This window comes from Pseudomonas sp. UF-293, assembly GCF_058245595.1.
The window spans coordinates 1-16650 of record NZ_JBSICA010000053.1 but is presented as its reverse complement, the minus strand read 5'-3'; the positions used below and the strand labels follow the sequence as shown (position 1 = coordinate 16650).

The window sequence follows — 16650 nt, the reverse complement described above, 5'->3', positions numbered from 1 at the left end:
GCGTCGTGTCAGTCACTTTGACATTGCCTGATCCACCGCTTTCGCGAGCAGGCTCGCTCCCACAGGGTTTTGTTCAGCCTTTCTTCTGTGCAAACAACGCATCGAGCTTCTGCTCGAACGTGTGGTAATCGATACGATCGTAAAGCTCCATGCGAGTTTGCATGGTGTCGATGACATTCTGTTGCGTGCCATCGCGGCGGATCGCGGTGTAGACGTTTTCCGCCGCCTTGTTCATCGCGCGGAAAGCCGACAGCGGATAAAGAACCAGCGAGACGTCGGCGCCGGCCAGTTGTTCGGTGGTGTACAGCGGCGTTGCGCCGAACTCGGTGATATTGGCCAGGATCGGGGCTTTTACGCGGTTGGCGAACAGCTTGTACATGTCCAGTTCAGTAATCGCTTCGGGGAAGATCATGTCGGCGCCCGCCTCGATGCACGCCGCCGCGCGATCAAGTGCCGACTCCAGACCTTCCACCGCCAGTGCGTCGGTACGCGCCATGATCACGAAGCTGTCGTCGGTGCGCGCATCGACGGCGGCTTTGATGCGATCGACCATTTCCTGCTGGCTGACGATTTCTTTGTTGGGGCGATGGCCGCAGCGCTTGGCGCCGACCTGATCCTCGATGTGAATCGCCGCCGCGCCGAACTTGATCATCGACTTGACCGTGCGCGCCACGTTGAAGGCCGACGAGCCGAAACCGGTATCCACATCCACCAGCAGCGGCAGGTCGCAGACATCGGTGATCCGCCGCACGTCGGTCAGCACATCATCCAGCCCGGTGATGCCCAGATCCGGCACGCCAAGCGAGCCTGCGGCCACGCCGCCACCGGACAGGTAGATCGCCTTGAAACCGGCGCGCTTGGCCAGCAGCGCGTGGTTGGCGTTGATCGCGCCGACCACTTGCAAAGGATGCTCGCTGGCGACCGCATCGCGGAAGCGCTGGCCCGGCGTGTTCAGGTTGGAAGTCATGCATCACCTCGTTCAGTGGCTGTCTTGTTGTGGGCGCCGTCCTCGTAGTGACGGGCGATGTTGCGTTTCGACGCGCCGATGTGGCGGCGCATCAACAATTCCGCGAGCTCGCCGTCGCGGTCGGCGATGGCATCGAGAATGCGGTGGTGTTCGGCGAAGGCCTGGTGCGGGCGGTTTGGCGTGGTGGAGAACTGGATGCGATACATGCGCACCAGTTGATACAGCTCGCCGCAAAGCATCTGCGTCAGCGTGCGATTGCCGCTGCCCTGGATGATCCGGTAATGAAAGTCGAAATCGCCTTCCTGCTGGTAATAACCGACGCCGGCCTGAAACGCCGCATCGCGTTCGTGGGTTTCCAGGACCCGGCGCAGTTCGTCGATCTCCTCGACGCTCATGCGCTCGGCGGCGAGGCGGCAGGCCATGCCTTCGAGGGATTCACGGATTTCATAGAGTTCGATCAATTCGGCATGGCTGAGGGAGACCACCCGCGCACCGACATGCGGCACACGCACCAGCAAGCGCTGGCCCTCAAGACGATGGATTGCCTCGCGCAACGGCCCGCGACTGATGCCATAGGTGCGCGCCAGTTCCGGCTCGGAGATCTTGCTGCCCGGGGCGATCTCGCCTTTGACGATGGCCGCCTGAATGCGCCGGAAGACGTTTTCCGACAGCGTCTCGGAATCGTCACCGCTGATGACCGGCGGATCGAGTTGATCCAGCATGATTGTCGACACCTTTAAATCCAATGCGGCAAAAACTAGCCAATAAGACCGCATCAGTCAAAGGATAAATAGGTATTGTCGACAATCGTCTAATAACCTCAGAAAGATCGCAGCCTTCGGCAGCTCCTACAGGGCGCACGCAAATCCAAATGTAGGAGCTGCCGCAGGCTGCGATCTTTTGATCTTGCTACACCCTGCCCCAAGCGCTGGCGCCATAAAACCACCGTGCTAGAATGCCGCCCGCATTTGCGGGTCTTTGTACGGCTTGCCATAAAAAGCTGCCAGGCACACGCGGGGGCTTGCGCACGGTTGTGCGGGCACCTGAACCGATAACGGAACGCTGCGCACCAGGATTTATGAGACTCAAGCCTTTCCCCACCTTTTTTGCTCTGTTTTGCCTGCCCGGCCTCGCCGCCGCGGGGGAAAAAACCGTGTACGGCCTCAACGAATACGCTTCGCTTGACGGCATCAATCTCGAAGTTGCGGCCAAACTCGACACCGGGGCGAAAACCGCCTCGCTGAGCGCCCGCGACATCAAACGCTTCAAACGCAACGGTGAATCCTGGGTACGTTTCTACCTGGCCATCGACGCCGCGCATTCACACCCCATCGAACGGCCGCTGGCGCGGGTCAGCAAGATCAAGCGCCGCGCCGGCGACTACGATCCGGAAGAAGGCAAGCAGTACACCGCCCGCCCGGTGATCGAGCTGGATATCTGCATGGGTTCGGCATTGCGCAGCATCGAAGTGAACCTCACCGACCGAAGTGCGTTCCAATATCCGCTTTTGATCGGCTCCGAGGCGCTGAAACGCTTCGACGCGCTGGTCGATCCCAGTCTTAAATACGCTGCCGGCAAACCTGCCTGCACCATCGCCGCTCACACCGCCGAGTAATTTCCATGCGTTCTCTAACCTTCCACCTGAAAATCCTGATCGCCGTGCTGGTGCTGCTGGGCGTTTCGGTTACGGCCTATCAGATTTTCGTGCTCGGCATCCCGGTGACCGAAGACGCCACCGACGACCTGTGGAACATCGACGCCAAGGTCGAGTTCGTCGCCAGCACCAAGGATCCGGTGAAGATCCAGATGTTCGTGCCGCCGCTGAGCCGCGATTACGTCAGCCTCAACGAAAGCTTCATCTCCAATAACTACGGCGTCGCGGTCAACCGCATCGACGGCAACCGCAAGGTGACCTGGTCGGCCCGCCGCGCCAAAGGCAACCAGACGCTGTATTACCGTCTGGTGCTGACCAAGCGCTACACCGCGGAAAAATCCAAGGTCAAAGGCCCGACCTTCCGTGACAGCATGGTCATCGAAGGCCCGGAAAAGATCGCCGCCGAAGCCCTGCTCGCACCGATCCGCCAACACTCGGCCGACGTCGAAACCTTTATTGGCGAGGCGATCAAGCGCGTCAACAACCTCAACGACGACAACGTCAAATTGCTGCTGGCCGGCGATCCGTCGACTTCGCACAAAGCCAAAATCGTCGAACTGCTGCTGTCGATCGCCCACGTCCCGGTAGAAAAAGTCCACACCATACGCCTCGTCGCCGATCAGCCACAGACACCCGAACTGTGGCTGCGCAGCTTCAACGGCAACGACTGGCTGTACTTCAACCCGGAAACCGGTGAGCAAGGCCTGCCAACCGACCGCCTGCTGTGGTGGACCGGTGACGAAAACCTGATCACCGTCGACGGCGGCAAGAAAGCCAACGTGACCTTCAGCCTGAACAACAGCGAGATGAACGCGATTCGTCTGGCCAAGCTGACCGACGAAAACACTGACGCCAACTTCCTCGATTACTCGCTGTATGGCCTGCCGCTGCAGACCCAGCAGACCTTCATGATCATGGTAATGATCCCGATCGGCGTGCTGGTAATCCTGATCCTGCGCAACCTGATCGGCCTGCAGACCCTGGGCACATTCACTCCGGTGCTGATCGCCCTCGCCTTCCGCGAAACGCAGCTGGGCTTCGGCATTCTGCTGTTCACGGTGATCACCGCGCTGGGCCTGTCGCTACGCTCGTATCTCGAACATCTGAAGCTGCAAATGCTGCCGCGCCTGTCGGTGGTGCTGACCTTCGTTGTGGTGTTGATTGCGGCGATCAGTCTGTTCAGCCACAAGCTGGGGCTTGAGCGTGGCCTGTCGGTGGCACTGTTCCCGATGGTGATTCTGACCATGACCATCGAGCGTCTGTCGATCACCTGGGAAGAACGCGGCGCCAACCATGCGCTGAAAGTCGCGATCGGCACGCTGTTCGCCGCCTCCCTGGCGCACCTGATCATGACCGTGCCGGAGCTGGTGTACTTCGTGTTTACCTTCCCGGCGATCCTGCTGATTCTGGTCGGTTTCATGCTGGCGATGGGTCGCTATCGCGGCTACCGCCTGACCGAACTGGTGCGTTTCAAGGCCTTCCTGAAGAAGGCTGACGCCTGATGTTCGGTTTCTGGAAGACCTGGAAGGCCCTCGAGGCGCGCGGCATCATGGGCATCAATCGCCGCAACGCGGACTACGTGCTCAAGTACAACAAGCGCAGCCTGTATCCGATCGTCGATGACAAGATCCTCACCAAGGAACGCGCCATCGCCGCCGGCATCCACGTGCCGGAGCTGTACGGGGTGATCTCCACCGAGAAGGAAATCGACAAGCTCGACGAGATCATCGGCGGGCGCAACGACTTCGTGATCAAACCGGCGCAGGGCGCGGGCGGCGACGGCATCATCGTCATCGCCGACCGCTTCGAGGGCCGTTATCGCACAGTGTCAGGCAAGATCCTCGCCCACGAAGAGCTCGAGCATCACATCTCCAGCATCCTCACCGGCCTGTATTCGCTGGGCGGCCACCGCGACCGCGCGCTGATCGAATACCGCGTGACCCCGGATCAGATCTTCAAAAGCATCAGCTACGAAGGCGTGCCGGACATCCGCATCATCGTGCTGATGGGTTACCCGGTGATGGCGATGTTGCGCTTGCCGACCCGCCAGTCCGGTGGCAAGGCCAACCTGCATCAGGGCGCCATCGGTGTCGGTGTGGATCTGGCCACCGGCCTTACGCTGCGCGGCACCTGGCTGAACAACATCATCACCAAACACCCCGACACCACCAACGCGGTGGATGGCGTGCAACTGCCTTACTGGGACGGTTTCATGAAACTCGCCGCCGGCTGCTATGAGTTGTGTGGGCTGGGTTATATCGGCGTGGACATGGTGCTCGATCAGGAAAAAGGCCCGCTGATTCTTGAGCTGAATGCGCGGCCGGGGCTGAACATCCAGATCGCCAACGATTGCGGGCTGACGTTGCGTACTCACGCGGTGGAAGCGCGGCTGGAAGAGCTGAAGGCGCGGGGCGTAAAGGAATCGGTTGAAGAGCGGGTGGCGTTTACCCAGGAAATGTTTGGGCATATTCCTGCGGTCGAGGGCTGATCCGACTCCGAGTCGCGGCCTTTGCGAGCAGGCTCGCTCCCACATTGGAATGCAATCCCCTGTGGGAGCGAGCCTGCTCACGAAGGCGGACTTCCTGCCACCACGAGCCTCAAGCCTGCCGCCCATCTGCCAATCGCCGACATCCCCTCTAGGAGCAATTCCCGCAGAGGACTACAATCCCCACCCCGCCTCAACGGCCGATCTGCCCCGCCCATGCTGACCTGTTCCGTACACCCACTGCCCTACCGTGCCAATCCCGTCGACTACTTCGCGGCCATCCGCAATGCCCCCGGCGCCGTACTACTCGACAGCGGCCGGCCGAGCGCCGAGCGCGGCCGTTATGACGTGCTCAGCGCCTGGCCGCTGGAACAACTGGCGGTATTGCCGGACGAAAGCGGTGCACATTTCCTCCAGCGCCTGCGTGACAACCTCAGCCGCTTGGGCGATGCACAATTGCCTGTCGGGTACGAATTGCCGTTTGCCGGCGGGCTGATCGGCTACCTGAGTTACGACTTCGGCCGGCATCTGGAAAACCTGCCGAGTCAGGCGCTGGATGACCTGCAACTGCCCGATGCGCGCTTCGGCCTGTACGACTGGGCGCTGATCAGCGATCACCACGGGCAAACCAGCCAATTGGTCTTTCATCCATCGCTTGTCGACAGTGAACGGCAGCGATTGGTCGCGCTGTTCACTCAGCCTCAAGTTGACGCGCTGGCGCCCTTCAAACTGAACGCCCCGATGGCCGCTGATCTCTCGGCCGACGATTACCGTCAGGCGTTCGAGCGCATTCAGGAGTACATCCAGGCCGGCGACTGTTATCAGGTCAACTTCGCGCAACGCTTTCGCGCGGAATGCCAAGGCGATCCGTGGCTGGCTTACTGCGCTTTGCGTCAGGCCTGCCCGACGCCGTTCTCCGGGTTCCAGAGCCTGCCCAACGGCGGCGCGGTGCTGAGCCTGTCACCGGAACGTTTCGTCAGAGTCAGCCAACGCCAAGTCGAAACCCGGCCGATCAAAGGCACCCGCCCCCGTGGCGTCAGCCCAGCCGAAGACGCCGCCAACGCCGCCGAACTCTTGGCCAGCCCCAAGGACCGCGCGGAGAACCTGATGATCGTCGACCTGCTGCGCAACGACCTCGGGCGCACCTGCCGCATCGGCTCGGTGCGGGTGCCGGAGTTGTTCAGTCTGGAAAGTTATCCGAATGTGCATCACTTGGTCAGCAGCGTGACCGGTGAACTGGCGGCGGATCGTGATGCGCTGGACCTGATCGCGGGCAGCTTCCCCGGTGGCTCGATCACCGGCGCACCGAAGATTAGGGCGATGCAGATCATCGACGAGCTGGAGCCGACCCGGCGTGGTTTGTATTGCGGATCGTTGCTGTACCTGGACGTGCGCGGCGAGATGGACAGCTCCATCGCCATCCGCAGTCTGTTGGTCAAGGATGGTCAAGTGTGCTGCTGGGGCGGCGGCGGGATTGTCGCTGATTCGCACTGGCAGGCGGAGTATCAGGAATCGATGACCAAAGTCAGAATTCTCTTGGAAACCCTGCAAAACCTCTGAATGACACAATCCCTGTAGGAGCTGCCGAAGGCTGCGATCTTTGCTTTTAAAATCAAAAGATCGCAGCCTTCGGCAGCTCCTACAGGGCGCGATTTACAGGCTGAGATCGCGGTTTGAGGCTTTGAGGAACTCCTGCTTCAGCGCTTCAAACGTATGCACCGCCGGGAACTGCGGAAACTCGCGAATCACGTTGTCCGGCGCATGAAACAGAATCCCCGCATCCGCCTCGCCGAGCATGGTCGTGTCGTTATACGAATCACCCGCCGCGATCACCCGGTAATACAGGCTCTTGAATGCCAGCACCGACTGGCGCTTGGGATCTTTCTGACGCAGTTGATAGCCCGTCACCCGAGCGCTTTCGTCAGTGATCAAGCGATGGCAAAGCAAGGTCGGGAAGCCCAGCTGGCGCATCAGCGGCTGCGAGAATTCATAAAAAGTGTCCGAGAGAATCACCACCTGGAAACGCTCGCGCAGCCAGTTGACGAACTCCACCGCGCCGTCCAGCGGTTTCAGTGTGGCGATCACTTCCTGAATGTCCGAGAGCTTGAGGCCGTGCTCATCGAGGATGCGCAGGCGCTGCTTCATCAGTACGTCGTAATCGGGAATGTCCCGGGTGGTGGCCTTGAGGGAGTCGATTCCGGTTTTTTCGGCGAAGGCGATCCAGATTTCCGGTACCAGTACCCCTTCAAGATCCAGGCAAGCAATTTCCACAAGACACTCCCGTTTGTAGTGATTATTGAGTCGAGCGAGGCCGAACTCTAGCGCCTGCACCTGAGGTGCGCAACGCAGAGGACGCCCCGAGCGCGGCAGCTTTTTGTTACCATCGGCCCCCTATAGAGCGCCCGAGCGCCACTGACCTGTAGGAAGCCGCCCTGATGAGCCCAACGTTCGACGTCGTGGAACTCGCCACGACCTATGCCAATAAATCCCCCCAGGACATCCTCAAGCTCGCCTTCGCCGAGTTCGGCGATGACTTGTGGATATCTTTCAGCGGCGCCGAGGATGTGGTGCTGGTGGACATGGCGTGGAAACTGAACAAGAACGTCAAAGTGTTCAGCCTCGACACCGGTCGCCTGCATCCGGAGACCTACCGCTTCATCGAACAGGTGCGCGAGCACTACAAGATCGACATCGAAATCGTCTCGCCGGATTACACGAAACTCGAACCGTTCGTGAAGGAAAAAGGCCTGTTCAGTTTCTATAAAGATGGCCACGGCGAATGCTGCGGCATCCGCAAGATCGAGCCGCTGCGGCGCAAGTTGTCCGAGGTCAAAGCCTGGGCCACCGGCCAGCGCCGCGACCAGAGCCCGGGCACCCGCAGCGCTGTGGCGGTGCTGGAAATCGACACAGCCTTCTCGACACCGGAACGCACCCTGTACAAGTTCAACCCGTTGGCGCAAATGACCAGCGAAGAGATCTGGGGTTACATCCGCATGCTCGAACTGCCCTACAACAGCCTGCACGAGCGGGGTTTCATCAGCATCGGCTGCGAACCCTGCACCCGCCCGGTGCTGCCGAACCAGCACGAACGCGAAGGCCGCTGGTGGTGGGAAGAAGCCACGCAGAAAGAATGCGGATTGCATGCCGGGAACATCATCAGCAAGAGCAAGGTTTGATCATTTGCTGAAATGAGTTCCCCTGTGGGAGCGAGCCTGCTCGCGAAAGCGCAGTTCCAGTCAACGTTTCAGTTGCCTGATCCACCGCATTCGCGAGCAGGCTCGCTCCCACATTAATAGGTGCCAGACACACAGAAGGTGTACACAAGGTTGTCACCATCGGTGCCATTTATGTGTGCACTTTCGGTTTTCACGCCCTGAAAAGTTACATCCCCCTGCAGAATCCCATCTGCGTATCCCTCTACAAAATCCCTCCTCTGAAAAAATACCTGTCCAATCGATCAATTTATAACGCCTGTTTTTCAGCGACTTATGCCTCATCGATAACTATTCGAAATGAGGCACGATGCCAATAGATCCGCAACTGGCACAAATCTGGCTTTATCGCATGCATGTTTTGTATACAAAACTGCAAAACATGCACACTTTCGATCCGCAAGCCTGAAGCGCCCTATCCCGTACAGGCTGCAGATGCCCCGTAACCAGTGATGTCTTCACCGCCGCGCCGAAGATTTGTCGAGCCTGAGCGCTCATGCACAGTCATCGCGGGGGGGAACGTCAGGAGCCTGCCGGAATGCGTACAAGTCTTTCGAATAACATCGCGCTGAATCTGCCCTCCTCCACGCTCGATCAACCGTTGCCCGATGACGGACTGAGTGAGCCGCTGCAACTGAGCCCGCGTCTGCACAACAGCGATCTGGCGCCGACCAAAGCCGAGGGCCGGCGCTGGGGCCAGTACAGCATCTTCGCCCTGTGGACGAACGATGTGCACAACATCGCCAACTACTCGTTCGCCATCGGCCTGTATGCACTGGGGCTGGGCGGCTGGCAGATTCTGTTGTCGCTGGGGATCGGCGCGGCGCTGGTGTACTTCTTCATGAACCTGTCCGGGTACATGGGGCAGAAAACCGGGGTGCCGTTTCCGGTGATCAGCCGGATCAGCTTCGGCATCCACGGTGCGCAAATTCCTGCACTGATCAGAGCGGTTATCGCCATCGCCTGGTTCGGCATTCAGACATACCTCGCCTCGGTGGTATTCCGCGTCTTGCTGACTGCCGTGCATCCCGGCTTCGCCGAATACGACCACGACTCGATTCTGGGCCTGTCGAGCCTGGGCTGGGTGTGCTTCGTTGCCATCTGGCTGGTGCAACTGGCGATCCTTGCCTACGGCATGGAGATGGTGCGCCGGTACGAGGCATTTGCCGGACCAGTGATTCTGCTGACCGTTGCTGCCCTCGCCGGGTGGATGTACTTCCAGGCCAACGCGACGATTGCCTGGTCGATCCGCGAGCCGCTGACCGGTGGCGAGATGTGGCGCAACATCTTTGCCGGCGGCGCGTTGTGGCTGGCGATCTATGGCACGCTGATTCTCAATTTCTGCGACTTCGCCCGTTCCTCGCCGTGCCGCAAGACTATCAAGGTGGGAAATTTCTGGGGCTTGCCGGTGAACATTCTGGTATTCGCCGCGATTACCGTGTTGCTGTGTGGCGCGCAGTTCCAGATCAACGGGCGAATCATCGAAAGCCCGACCGAGATCATCGCCTCGATCCCCAACACATTCTTTCTGGTGCTCGGCTGCCTGGCTTTTCTGATCGTCACCGTTGCGGTGAACATCATGGCCAACTTCGTCGCCCCGGCGTTCGTCCTCAGCAACCTGGCGCCGAAGTACCTGACCTTCCGCCGCGCCGGGCTGATCAGCGCGACCATCGCTGTACTGATCCTGCCGTGGAACCTCTACAACAGCCCGCTGGTGATCGTGTATTTCCTGTCGGGCCTCGGCGCCCTGCTCGGCCCGCTTTACGGAGTGATCATGGTCGACTACTGGCTGATCCGCAAAGGCCGGATCAATGTGCCGCAGCTCTACAGCGAAGACCCCAACGGCGCTTATTACTACAGCCGTGGCATCAATTTCCGCGCGGTGGCGGCGTTTATTCCTGCAGCGCTGATCGCCATCGTCCTGGCGCTGGTGCCCGGTTTCCACAGCGTTTCGCCGTTCTCCTGGCTGATCGGTGCCGGTATCGCCGGCATGCTTTACCTGATCGTCGCCAAACGTCACACCCATTACGCCGACGTCAGCGGCGAGTGCATCGCTGTGGATAACGTCAGCCACTGATCCCTTCGCGGCCCGGTTTTCGGGCCGCACCACTGCCCGCAATAAGGATTTTCCATGCGTATTCTCGTGGTCAACGTCAACACCACCGAATCCATCACCGATGCCATCGCCCGCTCGGCGCAGGCCGTCGCTTCGCCCGGCACCGAAATCGTCGGCCTGACCCCGTACTTCGGCGCCGAATCGATTGAAGGCAATTTCGAAAGCTACCTGGCCGCCATCGCCGTGATGGATCGAGTGATGTCTTACGATCAACCATTCGATGCGGTGATCCAGGCCGGCTACGGCGAACATGGCCGCGAAGGCTTGCAGGAATTGCTCAACGTGCCAGTGGTTGATATCACTGATGCGGCGGCCAGCACCGCGATGTTTCTCGGCCATGCCTACTCGGTGGTGACCACGCTGGATCGCACCGTGCCGTTGATCGAGGATCGACTGAAATTGTCCGGCCTGTGGGATCGCTGTGCCTCAGTGCGCGCCAGTGGTTTGGCGGTTCTCGAGCTTGAACACGAACCGCAGCGCGCACTGGAAGCGATCGTGCAGCAGGCCGAACTGGCGGTGACCCAGGACAAGGCCGAGGTGATTTGCCTGGGCTGCGGCGGCATGGCCGGGCTGGACGAGCAGATTCGCCGGCGCACCGGCGTGCCGGTGGTGGATGGCGTAACGGCGGCGGTGATGATTGCCGAATCACTGGTGCGCTTGAAGTTGTCGACGTCGAAGGTGCGCACGTATGCGACGCCACGGCCGAAGAATATTATTGGCTGGCCGGGGCGGTTTGCTCGCTGAGTTATCCATTCGAAACCGAGTTGCCCTTTTCGCGAGCAGGCTCGCTCCCACATTTGGAATGCGTTCCCCTGTGGGAGCGAGCCTGCTCGCGAATGAAAACGACTCGGTCCCAAGCCCTACTCAAATAGCACTGAACCGCCGCCCCAGTCCCTGCTCAGCAAACTGTTCAATCACAAAATCCACAAACGCCCGGGTCTTGCCCGGCAACAATTTGTGCTCGGCGTAATAGATCGAAATGTTGCCGTCATCGACAAACCAGTCCGGCAGCACCCGCTGCAATGTCCCGGCCTGAAGATACGCAACCGCAAACGGCATGCTCACCAGCGCAATGCCCAAACCTTGCATCGCCGTTGCACAGGCGGCCTCGGAATCACTCATGGTCATCCGCGCCCGCAACGTCAGCGGGCTGTGTTGCTGATCGCGGTGAGTCAGTTGCCAGGAACGCACGCGCCCGGTCTGCGGTGAGCGGATCAGAATGCCTTCGTGTTGCTTGAGGTCATCGGGATGGCTGATCGGCGCATGGTTGTGCAGATAATCCTCCGATGCAACCAACACCCGATGCGCCGGCGTCAGCCTGCGCGCAACCACGCCTTGGGGCAGTTCAAAGCCGCCGCCGATCGCCGCATCGAAACCCTGCCCGATCAGGTCGACCTGACGGTTATCGAAATGCCAGTCCGGGTTGATCGCTGGATAACGCTGCAGAAACTCACCGAGTAGCGGCACGATATACAGACGGCCAAACACAGTGCCCATGCTGACTTTCAGCGTGCCGGCCGGTTGCCCGCCGGCACTGGCCAGATTGGCCACGGCATTCTGGATGGTGGTCAGGCTGGCGCTGACTTCACTCAAAAACAGCTGCCCCGCTTCGGTCAGGGTCAGGCTGCGTGTACTACGCTGGAACAGCCGCACGCCAAGCCGCGCCTCCAGTTTCGCCACGCTCTTGCCGACCGCCGCCGGGGTCAGGCTCAAGCGTCGCGCCGCTTCCGCAAAGCTGCCGACTTCGGCACTGCGCACAAAGCATTCGATACTGCTGAACGTTTCCATGATCGCCACTATAAACTTCTGGTTTACACACACTATAGCAATCATGGTCTACCCGGTTGTCGATGCCACGCCGATACTCGGCACCAACACCAAGGCATTCCGCCTTGAACACTTGGAGATCGAACATGACCACTCAACACCTCAGCGGCAAAGTCGCTCTGATTCAAGGCGGTTCGCGCGGCATCGGCGCAGCCATCGTCAAACGCCTGGCCGCTGAAGGCGCCGCCGTCGCTTTCACTTACGTCAGCTCCGCCGCCAAAGCCGAAGAACTGCAGAACAGCATCACCGTCAACGGCGGCAAAGCTCTGGCAATCAAGGCTGACAGCGCCGATGCCAGCGCGATTCGCCACGCCGTCAGCGCCACCGTCGAAGCGTTTGGCCGGCTGGACATTCTGGTCAACAACGCCGGCGTGCTGGCTATCGCGCCGCTGGAAGATTTCAAACTCGAAGATTTCGATCAGACTTTGGCCATCAACGTGCGCAGCGTGTTCATTGCTTCGCAGGAAGCGGCGAAACACATGGGCGAAGGCTCGCGGATCATCAACATCGGCAGCACCAACGCCGACCGCATGCCCTTCGGCGGTGGCGGCGTGTACGCGATGAGCAAGTCGGCACTGGTCGGCCTGACCAAAGGCCTGGCCCGCGACCTCGGCCCACGCGGTATCACCATCAACAACGTGCAACCTGGCCCGGTCGACACCGACATGAACCCGGCCCATGGCGAATTCGCCGACAGCCTGATCCCGCTGATGGCCGTGGGTCGTTACGGCACCGCCGATGAAATCGCCAGCTTCGTCGCCTATCTGGCCGGGCCGGAAGCCGGTTACATCACCGGTGCCAGCCTGACCATCGACGGTGGTTTCGGCGCCTGACAGACCGGCAAGAAAAAACGCCGCCCTTCTTTATAGGAAGGGCGGCGTTTTCGTGCGAACGGTCAAGCCAGTTCCAGCGTCGGCAGGCCAAAGGCGCTGGGCCTGAAGTCTTTCAGCGAGCGGATAATGCCGTCAGCGTGAGCATATTTCTCATCGGCCATCGCCGCGTCGGGAATCGCGATTGCGGTCATGCCTGCCGCTTTCGCGGCGGTGACGCCGAACGGCGAATCTTCGAACACCAGACAATCCCCGGGCGCGACGCCCAAACGCCGGGCGGCGGTGAGGAAAATATCCGGGGCCGGTTTGGCCGCGCCGACTTCCGGATCGTCCGCCGTGACGATGAAATCGAACAGCGCAAACCAGTCGCGGTGCAAAGTGGTTTTCTGCCCGAACGACTGGCGCGACGAACTGGTGCCAACCGCGATCGGGATGTTGTGCGCCTTGAGGTGACGCACCAGCGCTTCGGCCCCCGGCATCGCCTGGGCCTTGGGAAAACGCTCACGCATCAGCGGCTCGCGAATCTCAAGGAATTCTTCCGCAGTGATCGGTAGTTCCAGTGCCTGCACCACGTAATTGGCCAGGTCATTGGCACCGCGACCAATGATGTTTTGTTTGACGCTCCAGTCGAAGGTTTTCCCGTAGCGCCCGGCAATCAGCGAGGTGACCTCGGTATAAATGCCCTCGGTGTCGAGCAGCAAACCGTCCATATCGAAAATCACGGCCTTGATCGGGCCGAACGTCTTCAGCGGTGCATTCATCATCGGATCCGTTAACAAAGACATCCCGGGGCGACAGGCAATGTGCCGCAACGCGGATCTGATTAATGGGTTCAGCAGCATAGCGAGGCCGATGGACATTGAGCAACGGGCAATGCCATCGACGCGTTTTCGCATTTAGCGAAAACTCCTACAGACACTGCCTACTTCCCCGACTTCTTTCCTTTTTGATCCCCCGCAAAGTCCGCGCTCCCGTTTCTTCACATGCGCGAGCGACTGCGAATGTTTCAACCCGATCGGCTCCTGGCCCTGAACAACAGCATCGGACTGCTGGTAGTAGCCGCCCTGAATCCCCGGCAGCCCGATTTCGAAGCGCTGATCGATGAGTTCCGCCTGTGCCTGAACAACTACGACGCCTGGGCCGAGCAATTCTGGACCGGGACGGCGCTGGACATCGAGCAAGTGTTCAAGGTTGGCAATGACGTGCAACTGAGCGCGCCCATCACCTCGCGCGCCCCCATCAGTTCATCGGTGGTCATGTGTTCGGCCAACGGGCCGCTGACCTTGGTGCACATGTTTGAAGCGGCGCGCTTTGTGCCGATCGGCGACACCCCGGTGACCCTCGAGCCGCTGCTGAGCGAAGTCGACGGCGTGCAGACCTTCGGCGAACCACTGCGCCACACCATCGGCCCGAGCGGGATCCTCGAGGTGACCGATTGCATGCGCGGCCAGCGCTACCGCGTCACCTTCTTTCCAGACGTTTCAACCACCCATGTCCGCGCCCTGTATGCCTCTTATGAAGGCGTGATCGCCGGTCTTGAAGGTTGGCTGCGCGCCGAATGGACGGGCTTTGAGCCGCAATGGACGGAGTTTTCCAGCGCCGGTTTTCTTGATCGTTACGGGCAGTTGCAACGGGCCGATTGGCGTGGTTTGGAAAAAGCCCTGAATGGCGTCTGGGATGACATCCGGCAACTGTTCGCCCTCCTTGCCGACCTGCAGGAGCACAGTGCAAAGCTCCTGGAATACCTCAGCGAAGCCGAACTTGAGGCGCTGCTGGCGGCGTCCAGCGAGGCGATTGCCAACGCCTTGTTGATGCTCAGCGACGAGCCGTTGCTGTTCATTCATCTGGCTGCGTTCACCAGTTGGCTGAAGATGCTGCCGCCGCAATACCTCGCCGAAGTGGTGGCCGAAGTTCGCACCGAGTTGCTCATCAGCTTTCTGTTGATGCGCGTGGCGGGCGGTGCCGGCGTATCGCTGCGTTTGAGCAGCAAGGTCTTGGCCAAGATCAAGTCGCCTCGGGCGCGGGAATGGCTGGCGGCTTCTGCTTTACGCCTGGCGGAACTGACTTCGACGCCGGAGCTCAAGCAGCACGCCAGCACGCTGAAGCCGCTGATGTTTCATGCCCGCGAGGTGGAGCTGAAGCCGACGCCATCGATTCCGCTGAACATTCGCCAGGCCGACGCGGTGGTGCTCAGCGTGCCGAATCCGGCGCCACTCGCGCGGGAAAAATCCCGAGGTATGGCCCGCCTCGAGCGCCACGAGCCACACGACGACGTCCCCGATCAAGCGAAAAACCCCAACGGCGATGCCGCCGACTGCGTGCCCAATACCTGCAAAAACGGCTGTCCGGTGTCGATGGTCACCGGCGAGGAACTGCTGACCCTGACCGACGCGGTGCTCGACGGTGTGCTGCCGTTCGAGTTCACCCGTTTGTACCGCAGCAGCGCGGTCGAGATCGATATCGGTTTGGGTTTCGGCTGGAGCCATACGCTGGCCCATCGGCTGGCCTTCGACGGCGATGGCGTGACCTGGATCGACCACGAGAACCGCCGTACCCGCTTTCCCCTGCCAAACGTCGCGCGCCCGGCGATTCACAACAGCCTGTCGCGGGCGGCGATCTTTCTCGGCGATGAGCCGGAAGAACTGATTCTGGCGTTGGCCGGCGACAGTGCGCGGTTTTACCACTTTCGCGCCGGACGGCTGACGGCAATCAGCGATGTCTACGGCAATCGTCTGACCCTGCAACGCGATCGCTCCGACCGCATTCAGCGCCTGGACAACGGCGCCGGCCGCGCATTGTTGTTGCGCTATGACCGCGCGCAGTTGGTGGCGATCGATTACCAAGTCTTTGTCCAGGGCGAGTGGACCACCGAGCAAATCCTCGCCACCTACAGCTTCGATGCCCGGCAACGGCTGCTGACCGCGACCAACGCGGTCGGCGACAGCGAACGCTACGATTACGACGACCACCACGTCATCCTCCAGCGCCAGCTGACCGGCGGCGCGAGCTTCTTCTGGGAGTGGCAGCGCGAGGGCAAAGCCGCGCGCTGCGTGCGCCACTGGGCGTCGTTCTCGCAGATGAACACCCGTTACGTCTGGAACGATGACGACGCCAGCGTGACCGTGCATTACGTCGACGGCACCGAAGAAGTCTACGTCCACGACGAGCGCGCGCGGCTGGTGCGGCAGGTCGCGGCGGATGGCGGCGAGCAGCTCAAGGCCTATGACCAGCAGGGGCGCTTGATCGCCGAGCAGGATGCTTTGGGCGCGGTTACCGAATACCGCTATGACGAAGTCGGACGGCTGATCGCGCTGATTCCGCCGGACGATGCACCAACGTCCTACGAGTACCGCAACGGTTTTCTCTACAAGCGTTGCCGAGGCGACGCGGTGTGGATCTATCGGCGCAACGCTGAAGGTGCCGTTACCGAAGCGGTCGATCCCGACGGCCAGGTCACCCATTACTACTACAACCTGCGCGGCCAGTTGCTGTCGTTGCGCTACCCGGACAGCAGCCGCCATCGCTGGGTGTGGAATGAGCTCGGCCAGCTCATCGAAGA

Annotated in this window: 14 protein-coding genes; 9 read left to right on the top strand and 5 right to left on the bottom strand. The window is 60.6% G+C overall.

Annotated elements, in window-relative coordinates; genetic code table 11:
• Positions 1 to 73 precede the first annotated feature (73 nt).
• A complete protein-coding gene (gene prpB / locus AC4IHP_RS27495; RefSeq protein WP_024012298.1) occupies positions 74 to 967 on the bottom strand; it encodes a methylisocitrate lyase in 894 nt (297 codons plus the stop codon).
• Positions 964 to 1686, bottom strand: a complete 723-nt coding sequence (locus tag AC4IHP_RS27490; RefSeq protein ID WP_177180867.1) for a GntR family transcriptional regulator — start codon at positions 1684 to 1686, stop codon at positions 964 to 966. The genes prpB and AC4IHP_RS27490 overlap by 4 nt, the downstream gene beginning before the upstream one ends.
• A 359-nt stretch (positions 1687 to 2045) precedes the next feature.
• Between AC4IHP_RS27490 and rloA the strand changes: the two genes are divergently transcribed.
• The 4 genes from rloA to pabB all read left to right on the top strand — a co-directional run bounded on the left by rloA (position 2046) and on the right by pabB (position 6666).
• Positions 2046 to 2582 carry a retropepsin-like aspartic peptidase RloA gene (gene rloA, locus AC4IHP_RS27485; RefSeq protein WP_039762988.1) on the top strand — a complete coding sequence of 179 codons (537 nt, stop codon included), beginning with the start codon at positions 2046 to 2048 and terminating at the stop codon, positions 2580 to 2582.
• A gap of 5 nt (positions 2583 to 2587) precedes the next feature.
• On the top strand, positions 2588 to 4123 hold the full coding sequence (gene rloB, locus AC4IHP_RS27480; RefSeq protein ID WP_460117760.1) for an osmotic stress tolerance membrane protein RloB: 1536 nt from the start codon (positions 2588 to 2590) through the stop codon (positions 4121 to 4123).
• Positions 4123 to 5109 carry an alpha-L-glutamate ligase-like protein gene (locus AC4IHP_RS27475; RefSeq protein ID WP_071171576.1) on the top strand — a complete coding sequence of 329 codons (987 nt, stop codon included), beginning with the start codon at positions 4123 to 4125 and terminating at the stop codon, positions 5107 to 5109. Before rloB ends, AC4IHP_RS27475 begins: the two co-directional genes overlap by 1 nt.
• Positions 5110 to 5322: 213 nt before the next feature.
• The gene (gene pabB / locus AC4IHP_RS27470) at positions 5323 to 6666 is read left to right on the top strand and encodes an aminodeoxychorismate synthase component I (RefSeq protein ID WP_490833245.1); all 1344 of its coding nucleotides are present in this window, start codon (positions 5323 to 5325) and stop codon (positions 6664 to 6666) included.
• A gap of 93 nt (positions 6667 to 6759) precedes the next feature.
• Here pabB and thrH read toward each other — a convergent pair whose 3' ends face one another.
• Entirely contained in the window at positions 6760 to 7377 is a 618-nt protein-coding gene (thrH, locus tag AC4IHP_RS27465) for a bifunctional phosphoserine phosphatase/homoserine phosphotransferase ThrH (protein ID WP_460117756.1), read from the bottom strand.
• A gap of 164 nt (positions 7378 to 7541) precedes the next feature.
• Here thrH and AC4IHP_RS27460 point away from each other — a divergent pair, with 164 nt between their 5' ends.
• From AC4IHP_RS27460 to AC4IHP_RS27450, 3 genes are all read left to right on the top strand, one after another.
• Complete coding sequence (locus AC4IHP_RS27460; protein ID WP_460117755.1) at positions 7542 to 8282, top strand: phosphoadenylyl-sulfate reductase; 741 nt, start codon at positions 7542 to 7544, stop codon at positions 8280 to 8282.
• A 574-nt stretch (positions 8283 to 8856) separates the two neighbouring features.
• Positions 8857 to 10395, top strand: a complete 1539-nt coding sequence (locus tag AC4IHP_RS27455; RefSeq protein WP_490833244.1) for an NCS1 family nucleobase:cation symporter-1 — start codon at positions 8857 to 8859, stop codon at positions 10393 to 10395.
• Positions 10396 to 10449: 54 nt separating this feature from the next.
• On the top strand, positions 10450 to 11178 hold the full coding sequence (locus AC4IHP_RS27450) for an aspartate/glutamate racemase family protein (protein WP_460117751.1): 729 nt from the start codon (positions 10450 to 10452) through the stop codon (positions 11176 to 11178).
• Between the two features lie 120 nt (positions 11179 to 11298).
• Here AC4IHP_RS27450 and AC4IHP_RS27445 read toward each other — a convergent pair whose 3' ends face one another.
• Complete coding sequence (locus AC4IHP_RS27445) at positions 11299 to 12222, bottom strand: LysR family transcriptional regulator (RefSeq protein ID WP_460117750.1); 924 nt, start codon at positions 12220 to 12222, stop codon at positions 11299 to 11301.
• 125 nt (positions 12223 to 12347) lie between these two features.
• On the opposite strand from AC4IHP_RS27445, the gene AC4IHP_RS27440 reads away from it, so the two are divergent.
• On the top strand, positions 12348 to 13094 hold the full coding sequence (locus AC4IHP_RS27440; RefSeq protein WP_460117748.1) for a 3-oxoacyl-ACP reductase family protein: 747 nt from the start codon (positions 12348 to 12350) through the stop codon (positions 13092 to 13094).
• Between the two features lie 62 nt (positions 13095 to 13156).
• Here the strand turns inward: AC4IHP_RS27440 and AC4IHP_RS27435 are convergent, their stop codons facing one another.
• Positions 13157 to 13852: an HAD-IA family hydrolase gene (locus AC4IHP_RS27435; protein WP_490833243.1), complete on the bottom strand. Its 696-nt coding sequence runs from the start codon at positions 13850 to 13852 to the stop codon at positions 13157 to 13159.
• Positions 13853 to 14092: 240 nt separating this feature from the next.
• On the opposite strand from AC4IHP_RS27435, the gene AC4IHP_RS27430 reads away from it, so the two are divergent.
• The coding region (locus AC4IHP_RS27430; RefSeq protein ID WP_490833242.1) for a DUF6531 domain-containing protein at positions 14093 to 16650 on the top strand (2558 nt) is incomplete at its 3' end.

Excerpts from the sequence above, each read along its gene's own strand:
- prpB (WP_024012298.1), bottom strand. The coding sequence starts at position 967 with ATGACTTCCAACCTGAACACGCCGGGCCAGCGCTTCCGCGATGCGGTC.
- rloA (WP_039762988.1), top strand. The coding sequence starts at position 2,046 with ATGAGACTCAAGCCTTTCCCCACCTTTTTTGCTCTGTTTTGCCTGCCC.
- rloB (WP_460117760.1), top strand. The coding sequence starts at position 2,588 with ATGCGTTCTCTAACCTTCCACCTGAAAATCCTGATCGCCGTGCTGGTG.
- AC4IHP_RS27475 (WP_071171576.1), top strand. The coding sequence starts at position 4,123 with ATGTTCGGTTTCTGGAAGACCTGGAAGGCCCTCGAGGCGCGCGGCATC.
- pabB (WP_490833245.1), top strand. The coding sequence starts at position 5,323 with ATGCTGACCTGTTCCGTACACCCACTGCCCTACCGTGCCAATCCCGTC.
- AC4IHP_RS27460 (WP_460117755.1), top strand. The coding sequence starts at position 7,542 with ATGAGCCCAACGTTCGACGTCGTGGAACTCGCCACGACCTATGCCAAT.
- AC4IHP_RS27455 (WP_490833244.1), top strand. The coding sequence starts at position 8,857 with ATGCGTACAAGTCTTTCGAATAACATCGCGCTGAATCTGCCCTCCTCC.
- AC4IHP_RS27450 (WP_460117751.1), top strand. The coding sequence starts at position 10,450 with ATGCGTATTCTCGTGGTCAACGTCAACACCACCGAATCCATCACCGAT.
- AC4IHP_RS27445 (WP_460117750.1), bottom strand. The coding sequence starts at position 12,222 with ATGGAAACGTTCAGCAGTATCGAATGCTTTGTGCGCAGTGCCGAAGTC.
- AC4IHP_RS27440 (WP_460117748.1), top strand. The coding sequence starts at position 12,348 with ATGACCACTCAACACCTCAGCGGCAAAGTCGCTCTGATTCAAGGCGGT.
- AC4IHP_RS27435 (WP_490833243.1), bottom strand. The coding sequence starts at position 13,852 with ATGAATGCACCGCTGAAGACGTTCGGCCCGATCAAGGCCGTGATTTTC.